This window comes from Demequina flava, assembly GCF_000975035.1.
In the GTDB taxonomy this organism is placed as follows: domain Bacteria; phylum Actinomycetota; class Actinomycetes; order Actinomycetales; family Demequinaceae; genus Demequina; species Demequina flava.
On the sequence record NZ_BBRA01000001.1, the window covers coordinates 30,880 to 46,223 of the forward strand.

Genomic DNA, 15,344 nt, shown 5'->3' on the forward strand with positions numbered 1-15,344 from the left:
GGTCACCACAGCATCGGCCCTCACCAATCAACTGCTGACGTCCGGGGCGATGCGGACGGCACGAACGGGTCCGGCCCGGGCATCAGTCAGGTCAGCGGCGGCGCTATCCGCACAAGGCGCCGGCCTCCCATGCTCCCCAGGGCTTGGACCCAGGAGCGGTGTTGGTGTTCCACCACGACGAGGTGTGGTTGACACCTGCAAGCGAGACCACGTCACCGCGGGTGTACACCTCGGCAGAATCCCACGCGGGTGCACATTCCTCGAGCACGATCTCCGTTCCGGAAGATCCGCAGTCGCCGATGATGCTCCAGCCGTTGCTGGGGGCGGCACCCGGCTCCACGTTGCGTACCCACCAGTCGGCGCGATACTCGGCGCCGTCGTGCGAGACAACCTCACCGCTCGTGTAGACGCCCGCGGCAAACCACCGTGCGGCGCAGTTGTCGGCGACAGTCGGCCCCGAGGCGGCGGCCGCGAACGCGTTCCCGGCTTCAGTCACGAGGTCGGCGTTCTTGTCTCCCGACAGGTCCCACCACATCGCGCCACCGAAGTCACCTTCGGCAAGCCACATCGACTTTGCGCGGACAGACTGGGTGTCGTCATAGCTCCACCACTGATCGCCGTCGTAGCGCCATGAGGCGCCTGCGGCGGGATCGAAGTATCCATCGCCTAGGTTCTTGATCTCGTCGTAGGTGGCAGTCCCGGTGGCACCGGTTGCCGCGGTTCCGGCGATCTCGCCGTCGTCCACGCCTTCCCAGCCGTGACCGTAGATCGCCATACCAAGGTTGAGCTGCTCACCGGTGTAGCCCGCAGCCTTGTACGCGTTCATGAGGCCATCTGCAGCTAGTCCCCAGTTCGCGGTGGCCTGATCACCAGTGGGGTCTGCGGGGTCGACCGGCCAGTCGTAGGCGTGAAGGTTGCCCTGGTGCCCGGTCCGGCCCGCGACCCAGGTTCCGTGATAGTCGTAGCCCTGAACGTTGAGGAAGTCGAACGCCTCAACGGCGCGCGGATCAACCCAGCCACCGTTGGTGCGCGGGGCCCAGCCGGCAGGCGCAAAGCCCGTCAGCAGGTATTCCGCGTCGTTGGCCGCCTCGCGCTCGTCCAGCTGGGCACGGAACTCCTCGAGGAGTGACAGGAAGTTCTCCTTGTCGACGTCCGGCTTTGGCCTGGGGTGCTCGCCGTTGGCCGCCGGCCACTCCCAGTCGATGTCGATGCCGTCGAAGATGCCGGCCGCGACGCCTTCGCCACCGAAGGTGCCGTCGACGGGCAGGTCGCCATCAATGTAGATATCGAGGCACGAGTCGACGAGACGCTCGCGACTCTCGGCAGTGAGCGATGCTTCAGAGAAGTTGTCCGACCAGGTCCAACCGCCGAGCGAAATGAGGATCTTGGTGTCGGGGTACTCCTCCTTCAGCTTGAGGAGCTGGTTGAAGTTACCCGCGAGCGCTTGGCCTTCCTTGTCGGCCTTGCCATCCACCGAGTCCTTCTTCGACACCAGGCGCTGATAGTCGTTCAGCGGGTCGCCTTCAATCTGACCGGGGTCCGGCGCATCGGCCGGGGCCTCGGCATCGGTGATGTCACACACCAGGTCGCTCGTGACATTTCCGAACGAATAGTTGATGTGGGTCAGGTGATCAATCGCACCCGAGTCGATAATGTCGGCCACTTGGTAGTCACGCCCGTCCTTGTTGGGGGCGTGCTGTTGGAAGTACCCGACCGACCTGTAGCCGTTGATGCCGTCGGGATCGCTGGCAGGTTCAGACGTCTGGGGTGCGGCCGATGCTGTGGTGGCCACCAGCGCGGTCACCCCCAGGGCGGCTGTGGTTGCCAGCGCGGTTGTTGATGTGCGCGCGATGCGCGATTTCCATGTGTGCATTGATCAGGCCTCGTTGCTCTGTTCAGTCCCATTGCGGGGGATCCATCACGGACTCTCGAACGCTAGCCAGACCAACGGCACGCTGTAGATACGGGAAATCACGTATCTTGTCCGTTTTGTGCGGAGACGCGTCTCACTTTCCGCACGCTCGTTGCACTCTTTGCGACACCTGGGCCCCTACGAGTACGCCTGAACCCGTCCCGCGTGGCGAGCCATCTCCGCCAGGATCTCGAGATCGACGTCCTCGACACTCTTGAAACTGATCGAGGCTGCACCGACTTTCGTCTTCCCCAGACGCGGCCCATACTCCTTCGACAGGTACTGGCGGCCGTCTGCGGCATTCACGTACAGGCTCACGTAGTCCTTCTGCCGCGCGAGCCCAATCAGAAACCACTCCACGTCCGCGCCACGCGGGCGCGGCTGCGTGATGTCGCCGTAGCCGATGATCGCCTGCTCCGACCCACCCCAGAAGATTCCGCGCCACAGCGTGCGCGTCCCATCTGGCAGCGCAGCCACGATCACCGCGTCGATGGCAGTCAAGGTGCCATCCGCGTCGCTGTCCCCCTGTGCCAAGAACTCATCGACGGATTCTGCGGTGCGCTCCATGGGTCAGACCTCTCATCGCGGACGTCACGAACTACATCTCGCACAAGGGTACGGAACCCACCCGTTGTACGTGCTTGACCCCGCCCATTTCCCGTACAATCCATCCATGCCCGACGGCCATAGTCCGAAGCGCCAGCCCGCAGCGATCACGCGCGGCCTGGCGCCTGCCCTCATCCCTCTGTCACGCGACGCTGCCTGCCCTGATGCCACGAGCATCGGCCCGGCGCGGTGCTCCATCGATTCGGTGGGTCTGATCGCATGACCACTGCCGGCATCCTGCTTGTGCTCGCGGTGCTGCTGATCGCCGCCAACGCATTGTTCGTCGCTGCGGAGTTCGCCTTCGTCACCGTGGACCGCCCGACCGTCGACAAGGCGGTCAAGTCCGGTGACAAGCGCGCCAAGTCCCTTCAGTTGGGCTTGCGCACGCTCTCCACCGAACTCTCCGGCGCTCAACTCGGTATTACTGTCACGAGCCTGCTCGTCGGATTCATCGCCGAGCCATCGCTTGCAACCCTCATGCGGCCCGCACTCGAGGCCACCGGCATGCCCGATGGCACAGTCCTCGCGGTGTCGTTCACGGCCGCGTTCATCATTGCCACCGGCACGCAGATGGTCTTTGGCGAACTCGTTCCCAAGAACTGGGCGATTGCGGAGCCGATGCGTGTGGGTCGCGCCGTATCCGGCCTGCAGCGCGGCTTCACGTGGTTCGCGGGCCCGCTCATTCGTTTCCTCAACGGCTCCGCGAACTGGCTGGTACGCCGCATGGGCATCGAGCCCGTGGAGGAGTTGGCTTCCGCGCGATCTGCGCAGGAGTTTGAGTCGCTGGCGAACCGTTCTGCGGCACAGGGCAAGTTGGACCCTCGCGTGGCGACTCGCTTGTCACGCGCCGCAGAAATGCGTGAGCGGACCGCCTCCGACGCCATGACGCCGCGCACCCGCGTGACGTTCGTTGAGGCCGATGACACGGTCGCGGATGTCTTGGCGCTCGCGGCCCGCACGGGTCACGCCCGCTTCCCCGTCGTGGGTGAAGACGTCGACGACATCGTGGGCGTCGCTCACTTCAAGAAGGCGCTGGCCGTGCCCGCGCGTCAGCGCAAGAGCATGACGGTCCGCGAGATCTCCATGAAGGTCGAGTCGGTTCCGTCAACCATGCCGCTGTCTGCGGTGCTCGAGGCGCTGCGCCGTGGCTCGCAGATCGCCGTAGTCGTTGACGAATACGGCGGCACGGACGGCATCGTGACGCTCGAGGACCTGGTCGAAGAGATCGTGGGCGAGATTGAGGACGAGCAGGACCGTCCTCTCGCGCGTCACCGCGAGATCGACGAAGGCAAGTGGTCGCTGTCCGGCCTGCTGCGTCCCGACGAAGCGGGCGACATCATGGGCTTCGATCTGCCTGAAGCCCGCGAGTCCGACACCCTCGGCGGATTGCTCACTGAGCACCTCGAGCGCTTCCCCCAGCTTGGCGACCAGGTCACGGTCGAGGCCCGAGATGAGAAGCACCGCGACGAAGACGACATCCCAACACCCGTCGATGTCCGCATCACCGTCACCCGCCTGGATGGCCACCGCGTTGACCGCGTGATGCTGGAGGCGATGCCGCGCGACGATGACGACGACGAGGATGAGGAGGACGACAATGTCTGACGGAGTAGCAATCCTCATCGCCGTTGCCCTATTGATCGGTAACGCTTTCTTTGTGGGCGCGGAGTTCGCGCTCGTATCCGCCCGTCGCACGCAGGTTGAGCCGTACGCCGCCGAAGGTTCGTGGTCCGCGCGCATCACCGTGCGAGCGATGGAACGCGTATCGCTGATGATGGCCGGCGCGCAGCTGGGCATCACGATGTGTTCGCTGGGTCTCGGTGCCATTGGTGAGCCTGCCGTGGCGCATCAGCTCGAGAAGCCGCTCGCTGCCATCGGTATCGAGGGCGCGTGGCTGCATGGCATCGCGTTCGGTATCGCGCTGGCGATCGTCGTGTTCCTGCACATGGTGCTGGGCGAGATGGTCCCCAAGAACATCTCACTCGCAAACCCCGAGCGCATGGCAATGCTGCTCGCTCCCCCGCTGTATGGCATTGTGTGGATCCTGAAGCCTGTGATTTGGGCACTCAACTGGATCGCCAACTGCGTACTGAAGTTGCTGCGAGTGGAGCCTAAGGAAGAGGTTGAGTCCGCGTTTAGCGCCGATCAGGTTGCGGCCTTTGTCGCCGAGTCGCGCGACGAAGGCCTCCTCGATGACGAAGAGCATCAGGTGCTTTCCGGCTCCTTGACGCTGTCCTTCGAGACTGTCGAGACCGTCACCACGCCGTGTGAGGAGCTCGAAACTCTTCCCGCGGACGTCACGCCGCAGCGCGCGCAGAAGACCTCGCTCAAGACTGGCTTCTCTCGCTTCCCCGTGATGAACGACGACGGCGACTACGTCGGATACCTGCACCTCAAGGACTTCGTTGAGGTCCCGCGTGGCGGCGCTACAAAGCCGGTTCCACCGGAGGCTATCCGGCCTCTGACAACCATTCCGGCCGATGCCTCACTTGAGTCCGCGCTCACCGCCATGCAGGCGCGCGGTACCCACATCGCGCTCGTCGTGAAGGACGGCAACGTGATGGGCGCCGCGATGCTCGAGGACGTCATCGAACGGCTCGTGGGCGAAGTGGTCGATGCGGGGCAGCTCGTCGCGAACGACTAGGTCGTGTGGTGGTGCCTCTGTTACCTGGCGTTTGGATCGGGTAGCGGTTCGTCGTCGCCGCCCGTGGGCATGTCATCGCGTTCGGGCTTGGCACGCAGGAACAAGATCGATGCGATGAGGCCTCCCCACACCACGGCGAGGGTCACAACCATGAGGATGATGGCGCCGGTACTCATCGCGTCTCCTTTGCGGGGGTCGTGTCGTGGTCTGGCGGCGAACTGAGCCCGAGTTGTTCGCGCGTAGGCCACGCCACAAAGTCATCGGTGCCGCGCGCCCACTTGATTGTCGGCATGACCAGGGCCGCCACGACGATGAACGCGAGCGTCCCCCAGCCGAAGACGCCCAGGTACCACGTCGGGTAGCCCTCATAGCCTTCCGAGACGAGCGTGATGACCTTGTCGACGAACATGTACATCAGCAGCACCGCCACGAGTGATGTGACGACGAGCCACACCCTGCCGACCTTCATCGTGGACACCGCTGACAGGTGACGCGCGAGTTCTTCGCCACGGCGCCCGAACCACATCACCACCACAACCATCAGGAATGCGCCGGCCACGATGCCAAGCTGATTCGACCATTGATCCAACGTGTCCAGGAGGTACAGCCCGGTTGTAGTACCGAAGCCGACCAACGACACGATGGCCATCGGGATGCAGATCCACAACGCCGTGCGGCGGACGTTGAGGTTGAACTTTTCCTGGATGGCGGAGAGCACGACTTGCAAGACCGAGACAAGTGACGTCATTCCGGCGAGCAAGAGCGACCCAAAGAACAGCGCACCGAAGATCGCTCCCCCGGGCATTTGCGCGATCACGGCTGGGAATGTGATGAAAGACAGCGTGATCCCGGTCAGGCCCTCGAGCTCGGATACGGAGACGCCTTGCTGGGCGGCGAGGAAGCCGATGGTTGAGAACACGCCGATGCCCGCGAGCATCTCGAACGACGAGTTACTGAACGCCACGACGAGGCCCGGGCCAGTCACGTTGGAACGGCGCTTACGGTACGAGGCGTAGGTGATCATGATGCCGTAGGCGATCGACAACGAGAAGAAGATCTGCCCGTACGCGGCGATCCACACGGCGGGGTCTCCCAGTGCCGCGAAGTCCGGGCTGAAGAGCGCGTCAAGCCCGTCTGCGGCGCCTTCGAGGAAGAGCGCTCGCGCCACCAACGCAGTGAACGTCACGACCAGCAGCGGGATCGCAATGATGTTGAGCTTCTCGATCCCCTTGGTCACGCCGAGCGCCAGGACGACGATCGTGACCACCCAGATCGCAGCCAAGGGCCACAGTACCCCGGGAACGAAGTCGAGGCTGAAGCCAGGATCCGCGGCTTGCAGGTATGTCCCCGTGAAGAACCCTGCGGGGTCCTCGGCGTAGGCCAGGTTGAAGCTGAAGAAGAAGTACGACAGCGCCCACGCAATGATCACCGTGTAATACAGGCCGATGATGAAACACACAGCGACGTGCCACCACCCCACAGCCTCTCCACCCTTGGCCGCACGCTTCAGCGACAGCGGCGACGACCCTCGGAAACGGTGTCCGAGAGCGTGGTCCAGGAAAAGGATGGGGATTCCCGCCGTGATCAGCGCGATCAGGTAGGGGATCATGAACGCTCCCCCGCCGTTGTCGTACGCCTCGCCTGGGAATCGCCAAATGTTCCCTAGTCCGACTGCGGAACCGACTGCGGCAAGGATGAAGGCGGTTTGACCCGACCACGCCTCGCGTTTTGGACGCGCCGCTGTCGAGCCGCCTGCGGAGCCGCCTGTGGAGTTGCTCGCCGGAGGTGGTGCTTCTTCGTCGCCAGACATCGCCGTCCCTCTCGCTTGCTATCGCTGCCACGCAAACACTGTTGCTGCCAGGGCTATCGACCATACGTCGCCGATATCGCTCCACCGTAGCGCGCGACGCCCGCTGGGGTCCTGCTGGGCGCCGCGCCTCGGGGCCACCCACGGCCAGCGCGGTCTCTGTCAGGTATCGACTCACTCGGACTGATGGAGTCGCTGACGAACTACCCCCTGACGCACTGACGCAGGAGCGAGCACTCACGGCGCGGAGAACTCAAGCTCCGACGAAGTCGAGAACATTGATGAATACGCACACAGCGACCGTTGCGCGCGTACTGCCACGTCCCGTCGCTCATCGCCTCGCGACCGTTGATGTCGTGCTGTGTGAATCGAATCTCGCGGCGGCGGATCCGGTGGAATCCCTGGATCAGGCTCGCGGATGTCTATCGCCCGCACCCCACCGGCAATCGGTCGGCGGCGAGGGTCGATCTGGGTTGGTGGAATGAAACTCACACTCGTAGCGGTGGCGACGATGTCCCATCCATATCGATGGATGTCATGGTGACAACGGGTGCAGAGCATGACGCCGTTGTCGAGGTTGGACAGACCACCCCGAGACCACCAGGTGATGTGGTGCGCCTCGCAATGCTCGGGAGGCGCATGGCACTTTGCACAGCCCCCATCCCGCTCAAGCAGAGCCAGCCTCTGAGCGCGCGAAAACACACGTACATGCCGCCCAAGGTCGAGCACTTCGCCGTCCTTACCGAGAACCTCGGGAATGATTCCGGCGTCACCGGCCAGGCGGCGCAGTTGACCCACAGAAACGGGAGCGTCGATGCCGTCGATTGTGCCAATGCCGTCGTCACCCTCGATGTCGGAAACGTTCATTCGCACCACAATCGAGGTGCGCACGCCCGAGCGGTCCATCTGCTGGCATCCGGCTGCATGGCGCGCAAGTGTGTGGAGAGCGTCGGCGCGCATCTGTCCGACCGTGCGCTGGTCAGCCTCAGCGGGATCTGAATCCCTCCGAGCGCGGAAGTCTTGAGTCACCATCTGCTCAATCGCATTGATGATGGGAGCCGCAGTCACCGCGTCCATCTGTCCGTGAAAGCGCACCATCCCCCGGTGGTCCTGCTTCCACGCCACGTACCGCTCGTCGTACTGCTCACGCTCGCGACGCTGCCGTCCCTCACGGTTCGCGCGTGCCAACGCGGTGGCGACCATCTTTTGCACCTCATGCGCTGACAGACCGACGGCCTTGCCAACAAGCCGCGCCTCGAGCTCGGCGACAGCCTGAGGGTCCAGGTCTTGCGCCGCCTCGTTGAGCGCCTGAACGACGGTCCCGGCAGCCTCCACTGAGAGTTCGCCTGACACCTGAGCCTGAGCTACGCGCGGATACTTCACAGACCGCGCAGCACGAGGCCTGGCCGCGTCACGTTCGGCGTCCGCGGGCTCACCACCGCCAAGAAGTCCCGGCGACTCCGCGACAGGAGCCACGGGCGTAAACGCGTCGCCGGCTTGTATGGTTCGCTTTGCGCGCCCAGCGGTCCCACCTGACCGCTTCGCAATCATCTTCCCCGCATCTCCGAAGCCTTCGCGGCGTGCGAATCCACCATCCGGGCTACCGGGCGCGGAGCGGCGCGAAATCTCACCCGCAAACCAGGAGTTCAACGCACCCGCAACCCGTTCCAAACGTGCCGCAGATGCCTGCCCATCACGCAGTTCATCCCGCGACAGCGCCGACGCATCGCCGTCGATGACCGCACTCACCAGTGCGATTACCCGGTCGATCTCTGCGACGTCGCTTGCCATACCTACACTCAATCAGAGGGGTCTGACATGGAACCATCGGCCCACCAAAATCCCAGGCAAACGCACAACACCCCGCGCAGCGAGCGATCCACCGGAGTGGACCGCCCACCACACGGGGCGTCGCGGAGGAAGTAGCGCTCGAGCGTTAGCCCAGCGTCACCACGACCTCTACCTCAGCACCAGGCTCTTGTACGGGAATCGGCGCGGACGCATCGACAGCCACACCGTCGACAGTCACAGACGCCACACCCTTCGACACGTGCGACGGGTTCTTCACCTCGATGTTGTACACGGCTCCGCGCCATTCGCGACGGACGTTGAACCCGTCCCAGTCCTTCGGAATGGAGGGGTCAACGATCAGACCATCGAAGGCCAGACGGATACCCAAGATGTACTTGGTCACCGCGGTGTACATCCAGCCGGCGGTTCCGGTCAGCCACGGGTTCTGGGCCTTGCCGAACCACTCGTGGTCGCGTCCGTAGAGGAACTGCACGTACGCGTAAGGCTCCGAACCGCGGACCTCGATGTTGTCGTTGTGGTTATACGGCAGGATCTTGTCGTAAAAGTCGACAGCCTCGTCGCCGCGTCCCAGCATGGCCTCGGCGATGATGGGCCAAGCGTTGGGGTGCGAGAAGATTGCCGCGTTTTCCTTGATGCCTGGGTAGACACGCGTCACGAAGCCAACGGTGTCGTCAACCTCGGTGAAGGCCGGCCAGTTCAGGTGGTTGCCGTATTCGGAGCCCAGCAGTTCGCGCACGGAGTTCATCGACTGCTCGCCGCGTTCCTGGGACGTGATGCCCGCGATGACGGGCCATGCCTGGTGCTCAAGGAAGATCTTGCCTTCCTTGTTCTCGTTCGACCCCACCTTGACGCCGTCGCGGGTATAGCCGCGGATCCACCAAGCGCCGTCCCACAGCTGCTCATCAGCAACCTTGGCAATTCGCTCGCGCTCGGCCGTGTACGTCTCGACAGCCTCGGCATCGCCGCGGTGTTCAGCAACCTCGAGGAACGCGTTGATAGCCCACGCGTGCAGGAACGTCACGAGCGAGGTCTCGCCGCCGCCCAGGTTCAGGCAGTCGTTCCAGTCCGCGCGCAGACCCAGTGCCACACCGTTCTGGCCGATCTGCTCAGCAGAGAAGTTCAGCGCGGCCTTCAGGTGCTCGTAGACAGTCGCCTCGGGCCCGTCCGCGAACGGAATGACCTCGTCGAGGAAGGCGTGGTCGCCGGTCTCCTTGACGTACTCGATGATCGAGGGCACCAGCCACAGGTGGTCATCGGAGCAGGTGTCCTCGAGGCCGTGGATGAGGTCGTCCATGGATGGCGTGGGCACGATCGTCGGCGACGGAATGTCGGGAAGCTTCTCTGCATCTGGGTCGAACGACTTGGGATCGAACAGGTGGATGCCGTAGCCGCTGGAGACCTGAGCGCGCAGCAGTTCGATGATGCGCTGGCGCGTCTTGGTGGGGTTGGAGTGGATGACGCTCATGACGTCCTGCGCGGTGTCGCGGTATCCAAGCCCGGTACGCCCACCGACCTCGACGAACGAGGCAAAGCGCGACCACACCACACAGGTTTCCGCCTGCAGGAGCGTCCACGAGTTGATCATCGTGTTCATGCCCTCGTGCGGGGTGGAGATGCGCTGCTTGGACTGCTTGTTCTTCCAGTACTGGCGTAGCGCGGCGAACTCGGCGTCCACGTTTGCGACGTCGGCGTACTTGGCCTGGATCTCGCGTCCCGCAGCGTCACGCGAGCCGTAGCCGAGCATGTAGACGAGGCGCTTGGTCTCGCCGGGCTGCAGCGTCACCTTGTGCTGCAACGAACCGCAGTGGTTCTGCGTGGTGGCGGACTTGTTGGTGCCCTCTCCACGCTCGATCGCGATGGGGTTGCGCTCATCGCGGTACGGGCCAATGAAGTTATCGCGCAGCGAGTCGTACGAGTCCGGCGTCTCCGAAGAGCAGAAGTAGTGGAACGTCCAGGGCTCGTAGTAGAAGTCGTACTCGATGATGCCGTCTTCATAGGACGACCCCGAGGCGTACAGCGACATCTGCAGGTTCTGGTTGTCGATCTCGATGGTGTGGAAGGAGAACTCCACGTACGAGCCGACCGTCAGTTCGCGGACCTTGTCCGACGTGTTGGTGACGCGGACGTCCCACAGCTCCACGTCGTCATCGAGCGGAATGAAGATGGTGTGCGAGGTGTCGATGCCGCGGTAGCTCGACTCGAAGCGCGAGTATCCCAAGCCTTGCGCGGTGGTGTACTTCGCGGCGCCCTCCCCCTCGAAGGGCTTACCGACGGGCTGCCATGCCGACGACCAGTAGTCGCCGTCCTCGTTGTCACGCACGTAGACGTAGTGACCAGGACGGTCCAGCGCCGCGCCGTTCTGACGGAAGCGCGAGATGCGTCCGTACTGCGAGGACTTGTAATACGAGTACCCACCGCCGTTGTGCGACAGCACGGTGCACATGTTCTTGGTGCCCAGATAGTTGGTCCAGGAGACAGGAACGTCGGGGCGGGTGATGACGTATTCGTCATTGTCGGTGTCGAAGTGGCCGTACTGCATGGGGTGACAGTGTCCGTTCTTTGGATTGAGAGGTAGGGGCCGATGCTACGGGCACCGGGCCGATGCTGTGGGGGACCTGGGTATTGGGTTCAGTTAGGCAGTCACGAAGGACTTGAGCCAGTCCATCAGTTCCGTGGCCTTCTCCGGGCTGTCCGCTTCGACGAACATGCGCAGGATGGGCTCGGTGCCAGAGAAGCGAAGGAGCGCCCAGTTGTCATTCTCCAGCAGGATCTTGGTGCCGTCGAGGTGACTGATCGACTTCACGGGGTACGGCCCGATGTGCGTCAGTGGGTCGGCTTCAAGGCGACGGGGCACGGCCACGCGCATCTCAGGAGTCGCAGGCACGCCAGCTTCCTCTGTGTAGAGGCGCCCAGTGATCTCGTAAATCATGGCGCGCAGCTCGGAGATCCGCTTGCCGGTCTGGGCCAGCATCTCCGCAACAAGGGCACACGCGAAGATGCCGTCCTTGCCCAGAATCCAGCCGCGCACGGTCAGGCCACCGGAGGATTCGCCGCCGAGCACGGCGTCGATCTCGTCCATGCCCGCAGTCACGTGCTTGAAGCCCACGCGGCACTCGCGCGACTCCTCGCCAAAGTGCGCGGCAAGGCGGTCCAACAGGTGCGTCGTCGCGAGGTTGCGGACTACGCCGCCCTTTTCGCCACGGACCTCGTGCAGGTACCAGTACAGGAGGAGCAGGAGGTCGTTTGTAGAGATGTACTCGCCGGTCTCGTCAACGATGCCGATGCGGTCGGAGTCACCATCGGTCGCCATGCCGAGGTCGTACTCCCCGTCAGCCTTCTTGATGATTCCGATCAGGCTGGACAGACGCTGGAGGTCAGGCGCGGGCGCCACGCCACCAAACAGCGGGTTGTGCGCGTCGTGAATGAACTCCGCGCGCACTCGCATGTCGGACAGGATGGTGCCGAGCGTCAGCTGGCTGGTGCCGTACATGGGGTCCACGACCACGCGCAGGTCGGAGCCGCGGACAGCCTCAACGTCAATGATCTTCTCGATCGCGTCGATGTAGGGCTCGGTGAGCGGCTTGTCGACGACCATGCCGGCCTTGCGGGCCAGCGGCAGGTCGAGCGAGATGACGTCATCCACAGACATGGCGTTGGCCTCGTCCTGGTAGCGGTCCGTTTCCTCGTCCAGCGGCAGCGAGCCGTCCGCGCGGAAGACCTTAACGCCGTTCCACTCCGGCGGGTTGTGGCTCGAGGTGATGATGACGCCATATGCCGCGTTCGTGTGCGGCGCAGCGAAGGTCACGAGCGGAGTCGGAACATCGTCAGGCAGCAGGATCACGGGGATGTTGTTGCCGGCGAAGACCTCCGCGGCAGCCTCAGCTGACTCGCGAGACAGGAATCGACGGTCACCACCAATGACGACGCCCTTGCTAGCAATCCCCTGGCGCGTGGCCTCGTTCGCGACGGCCTGGCACAGGCGGCGCAGGTTGCCGAGCGTGTAGCCCTCGCCGATGACGGCACGCCAGCCACCGGTACCAAACTTGATCGTGGTGTCGGTGTCCTTCTTCGGCATGAACAGGCGCTTCAACACAATGTCGGCTGCCTGCTGCAACTCCTCAGGCGTGTTGATGCCCTGGACCTCATCAGGGTCAAGGCTGCGGTAGGTCACGACCGTGGAGCCGTCCTGGATGAACTGGCGCGCAACCTCGGTCAGGCGGTGCTCGCCCTTGGCCGCGAGCGCATCGATCTGCGCGAACAGGCGCTCGGGGGCCGCAACGTAGGAGCCCACGTTGATCTCGTGCAGGTCTGCCTCGGCCGTCGTCAGATCTTCGGGCTCAACAATCGAGGTGACCTGGTCGTGGTCGCCCCGCTCGATGCGCCCGTACGGCAACGGCTGGTCAACTACTGCAGAGAGCAGAGAGAAATCCGCGCCGAGCAAGTGGTGACGGTTCAGCAATCCCCGCAGCGAATCGGTGCGCAACAACGGCGTGTCAGCGTATGTGACCAACAGTGCCGCAGCATCGGCCGGAATCGCGGAGCGGGCCGCAAGGACCGCGTCTCCCGTACCCAACGGCTCCGTCTGCTCGACGTAGGTCAGGTCGGTGCCCAGGTGCTCGCGAATGGCGGCGTCTCCCGGAGCGGTCACGACCACGATGTGGCTCGCGGGCACCACTGCGCGGACGTTCTTGAGCGCGAGCTCGGCGACCGTGGAGTCCCCGAGGGACTCGGACAGCAGCCCCCGCGAGGCGTCATCTGCGCCAGCGGCGAGGACGACAGCCGCGGTGACGGGCTTGGCGAAGGGTGACTCGGCGTCTTTGGCCATCGGTGTGCTCCTCAGGTCGACCACATTGTTTGTTAGGAAACCTACCTAACTCCTGAGTGAAGCCTATCTTCTTCCGGCCACATCGCATAGACACGCAGGCGCGCCACGAGCAAAACGCGGGTTTAGAAGGGCCGATGCTCGGGCCCAGAGCACAGCAACGTCGCCACACGAGGTGGCAAGGTGAGCGCGGAAGGGCTACTGCGTGGCGGAAAGCCAGTCGCGCGCCTGGGCCCGCGCGGTGTCGAGCGAGGCGCGGCGGGCGCGCAACGAGTCCGCATCCGTGCCGGCCGCTGACGACGTGTCAGCATCAATCGCCTCGGCGAGTAGACGCAGAACCTGCTGCCCCTGAGCCGCGCGGTGACGCCGCTCGTCAGAGGGCGCGGACTCGGTGAGTTCGTGCAGTGCCTGGTCTGTGTCAATGACCCGCGTGCGGCCCGCCTGCCACATCGACATCGCTTCCGTCTGGCTGGGCTTGGCGAGGATCTGCGGGATCAGCGAGTCCTCGAACCAGGCGATCTCCGCGCGAGCCTCCATGAGCTGCTTGTCCCACCCGCTGCGCTTGGAGTGCCACACACCCCAGATGATCGCGATGGCGGCAAGAATGAGCGCCGCGATGGCCCACGGCCACAACTCGTCACCGGAGCCGTCTGCGACGTCATTGCTCGACGCGGTTTCCGTCGCGGTCGGCGTGGGCGTGGGCTCCGGGTCCGGCTCGGGAGCGATCGTCTCGGTCTCCGTGGGAACGGGCTCCGGGTCTTCAGTCACCGTCTCCGTCGGAGCGGGCTCAGGACTACTGGAGTTGTCCGGAACGCGCGTGATGCTCGGAAGGTTCGAAGGATCGATATCCGGCAAGTACCCACAGCCCGCGACTCCCGTCACAAGCGTGGCGCCAAGGATCAGTGCGGTAATGCGACGGGCAGTAGACCTCACGGGACATCCTCCGTTGGAATCAGCGGTTGCTGGTGAGCCTAGCGGGCAGCACCACGAATGTCTGCGTCTATCAGGCGGGTTCGTCAGACTCCGGCGCAGCGCCAGGCAACCGGTCAAGCCGCGCCATCACGTTAAACACGATCGCCACGACGACCCACGGCCACCCAATCGCAAGCACGGGGTCAATTCCGCTCGGCTCCCCCGCCGCCGCAATCACCGCAGTTCCCTGAGCCCACACGCCCAACGGAACCACCACTGCCCACGCCACAGCGACACCGGCGGCTGCGTCCCAATCTCGCCGACGCATCGGCCCTACCAACGGCTCACCATCAGCCAAGTGGCGTGCGAAGCGGCTCAGTACAAAGGCCGTAAACGCGATCGACAGCCACATCGCCACATCGCCGAGATAGATGCGCGCGCGGTCGGCAAGATCGGTGATGTTCGAGTATTCGAAGGTCGCGGAAGCCTCAACGCCCTTCAAGACGCCTTCCGGCATGGACGCGGGGTTGAGCACGTCGCTGTCGAGAACCACCGCGGCGCTGCCCTCGGACACAGTGAGCCCGTAGCCAAACTGGAAGATCGCGATCAGGAAGGTCATGCCCATGACGAACAGCAAAGTGCGCGATGCGTTGAGCCAGCGGTGGGCAGGGTCAGCGGTCTGCTCGGTCTCGCTCACGTGACTCCCCTGCTGTTCTGTGTGGCTTGGTTCCGCATGGATCGTATCGCTGAGTGGCGCTCACGTGGGTGTCGTGGCGGGCCGATGCTCGGGTTGTGCGGCGTTCCTGGGCACCACCTTGACGTGTCGGTG

11 protein-coding genes are annotated in these 15,344 nt (G+C 64.1%); 2 read left to right on the forward strand and 9 right to left on the reverse strand.

What is annotated here, in order from left to right; all coding sequences use genetic code 11:
- Positions 1–103: 103 nt before the first annotated feature.
- Complete coding sequence (locus AOP74_RS00160) at positions 104–1,873, reverse strand: glycosyl hydrolase family 18 protein (protein ID WP_061960319.1); 1,770 nt, start codon at positions 1,871–1,873, stop codon at positions 104–106.
- A gap of 177 nt (positions 1,874–2,050) precedes the next feature.
- Positions 2,051–2,479, reverse strand: coding sequence for a DUF1801 domain-containing protein (locus AOP74_RS00165; protein ID WP_061960320.1), 429 nt, complete (start codon positions 2,477–2,479; stop codon positions 2,051–2,053).
- A 258-nt stretch (positions 2,480–2,737) separates the two neighbouring features.
- Here AOP74_RS00165 and AOP74_RS00170 point away from each other — a divergent pair, with 258 nt between their 5' ends.
- Both AOP74_RS00170 and AOP74_RS00175 read left to right on the forward strand, forming a co-directional pair.
- Complete coding sequence (locus AOP74_RS00170) at positions 2,738–4,123, forward strand: hemolysin family protein (RefSeq protein ID WP_061960321.1); 1,386 nt, start codon at positions 2,738–2,740, stop codon at positions 4,121–4,123.
- Positions 4,116–5,162: a hemolysin family protein gene (locus AOP74_RS00175; RefSeq protein ID WP_061960322.1), complete on the forward strand. Its 1,047-nt coding sequence runs from the start codon at positions 4,116–4,118 to the stop codon at positions 5,160–5,162. Before AOP74_RS00170 ends, AOP74_RS00175 begins: the two co-directional genes overlap by 8 nt.
- 20 nt (positions 5,163–5,182) lie before the next feature.
- On the opposite strand, the gene AOP74_RS11980 is transcribed toward AOP74_RS00175, so the two are convergent.
- From AOP74_RS11980 to AOP74_RS00205, 7 genes are all read right to left on the reverse strand, one after another.
- Positions 5,183–5,338, reverse strand: a complete 156-nt coding sequence (locus AOP74_RS11980; protein WP_082095894.1) for a methionine/alanine import family NSS transporter small subunit — start codon at positions 5,336–5,338, stop codon at positions 5,183–5,185.
- Positions 5,335–6,972 (reverse strand): sodium-dependent transporter, encoded by a 1,638-nt coding sequence (locus tag AOP74_RS00180; RefSeq protein WP_061960323.1) that lies wholly within the window; start codon positions 6,970–6,972, stop codon positions 5,335–5,337. Before AOP74_RS00180 ends, AOP74_RS11980 begins: the two co-directional genes overlap by 4 nt.
- A gap of 234 nt (positions 6,973–7,206) precedes the next feature.
- On the reverse strand, positions 7,207–8,760 hold the full coding sequence (locus AOP74_RS00185) for an HNH endonuclease (RefSeq protein ID WP_061960324.1): 1,554 nt from the start codon (positions 8,758–8,760) through the stop codon (positions 7,207–7,209).
- A gap of 145 nt (positions 8,761–8,905) precedes the next feature.
- Positions 8,906–11,320 (reverse strand): glycoside hydrolase family 94 protein, encoded by a 2,415-nt coding sequence (locus AOP74_RS00190; RefSeq protein WP_061960325.1) that lies wholly within the window; start codon positions 11,318–11,320, stop codon positions 8,906–8,908.
- Between the two features lie 93 nt (positions 11,321–11,413).
- Positions 11,414–13,606 (reverse strand): NTP transferase domain-containing protein, encoded by a 2,193-nt coding sequence (locus AOP74_RS00195; RefSeq protein WP_061960326.1) that lies wholly within the window; start codon positions 13,604–13,606, stop codon positions 11,414–11,416.
- Positions 13,607–13,801: 195 nt separating this feature from the next.
- Positions 13,802–14,536: a hypothetical protein gene (locus AOP74_RS00200; protein WP_061960327.1), complete on the reverse strand. Its 735-nt coding sequence runs from the start codon at positions 14,534–14,536 to the stop codon at positions 13,802–13,804.
- 70 nt (positions 14,537–14,606) lie between these two features.
- Positions 14,607–15,212: a hypothetical protein gene (locus tag AOP74_RS00205; RefSeq protein WP_061960328.1), complete on the reverse strand. Its 606-nt coding sequence runs from the start codon at positions 15,210–15,212 to the stop codon at positions 14,607–14,609.
- Positions 15,213–15,344: the final 132 nt, after the last annotated feature.

Bases quoted from the DNA above. Each gene is read 5' to 3' on its own strand.
- AOP74_RS00160 (WP_061960319.1), bottom strand. From the start codon at position 1,873: ATGCACACATGGAAATCGCGCATCGCGCGCACATCAACAACCGCGCTG.
- AOP74_RS00165 (WP_061960320.1), bottom strand. From the start codon at position 2,479: ATGGAGCGCACCGCAGAATCCGTCGATGAGTTCTTGGCACAGGGGGAC.
- AOP74_RS00170 (WP_061960321.1), top strand. From the start codon at position 2,738: ATGACCACTGCCGGCATCCTGCTTGTGCTCGCGGTGCTGCTGATCGCC.
- AOP74_RS00175 (WP_061960322.1), top strand. From the start codon at position 4,116: ATGTCTGACGGAGTAGCAATCCTCATCGCCGTTGCCCTATTGATCGGT.
- AOP74_RS11980 (WP_082095894.1), bottom strand. From the start codon at position 5,338: ATGAGTACCGGCGCCATCATCCTCATGGTTGTGACCCTCGCCGTGGTG.
- AOP74_RS00180 (WP_061960323.1), bottom strand. From the start codon at position 6,972: ATGTCTGGCGACGAAGAAGCACCACCTCCGGCGAGCAACTCCACAGGC.
- AOP74_RS00185 (WP_061960324.1), bottom strand. From the start codon at position 8,760: ATGGCAAGCGACGTCGCAGAGATCGACCGGGTAATCGCACTGGTGAGT.
- AOP74_RS00190 (WP_061960325.1), bottom strand. From the start codon at position 11,320: ATGCAGTACGGCCACTTCGACACCGACAATGACGAATACGTCATCACC.
- AOP74_RS00195 (WP_061960326.1), bottom strand. From the start codon at position 13,606: ATGGCCAAAGACGCCGAGTCACCCTTCGCCAAGCCCGTCACCGCGGCT.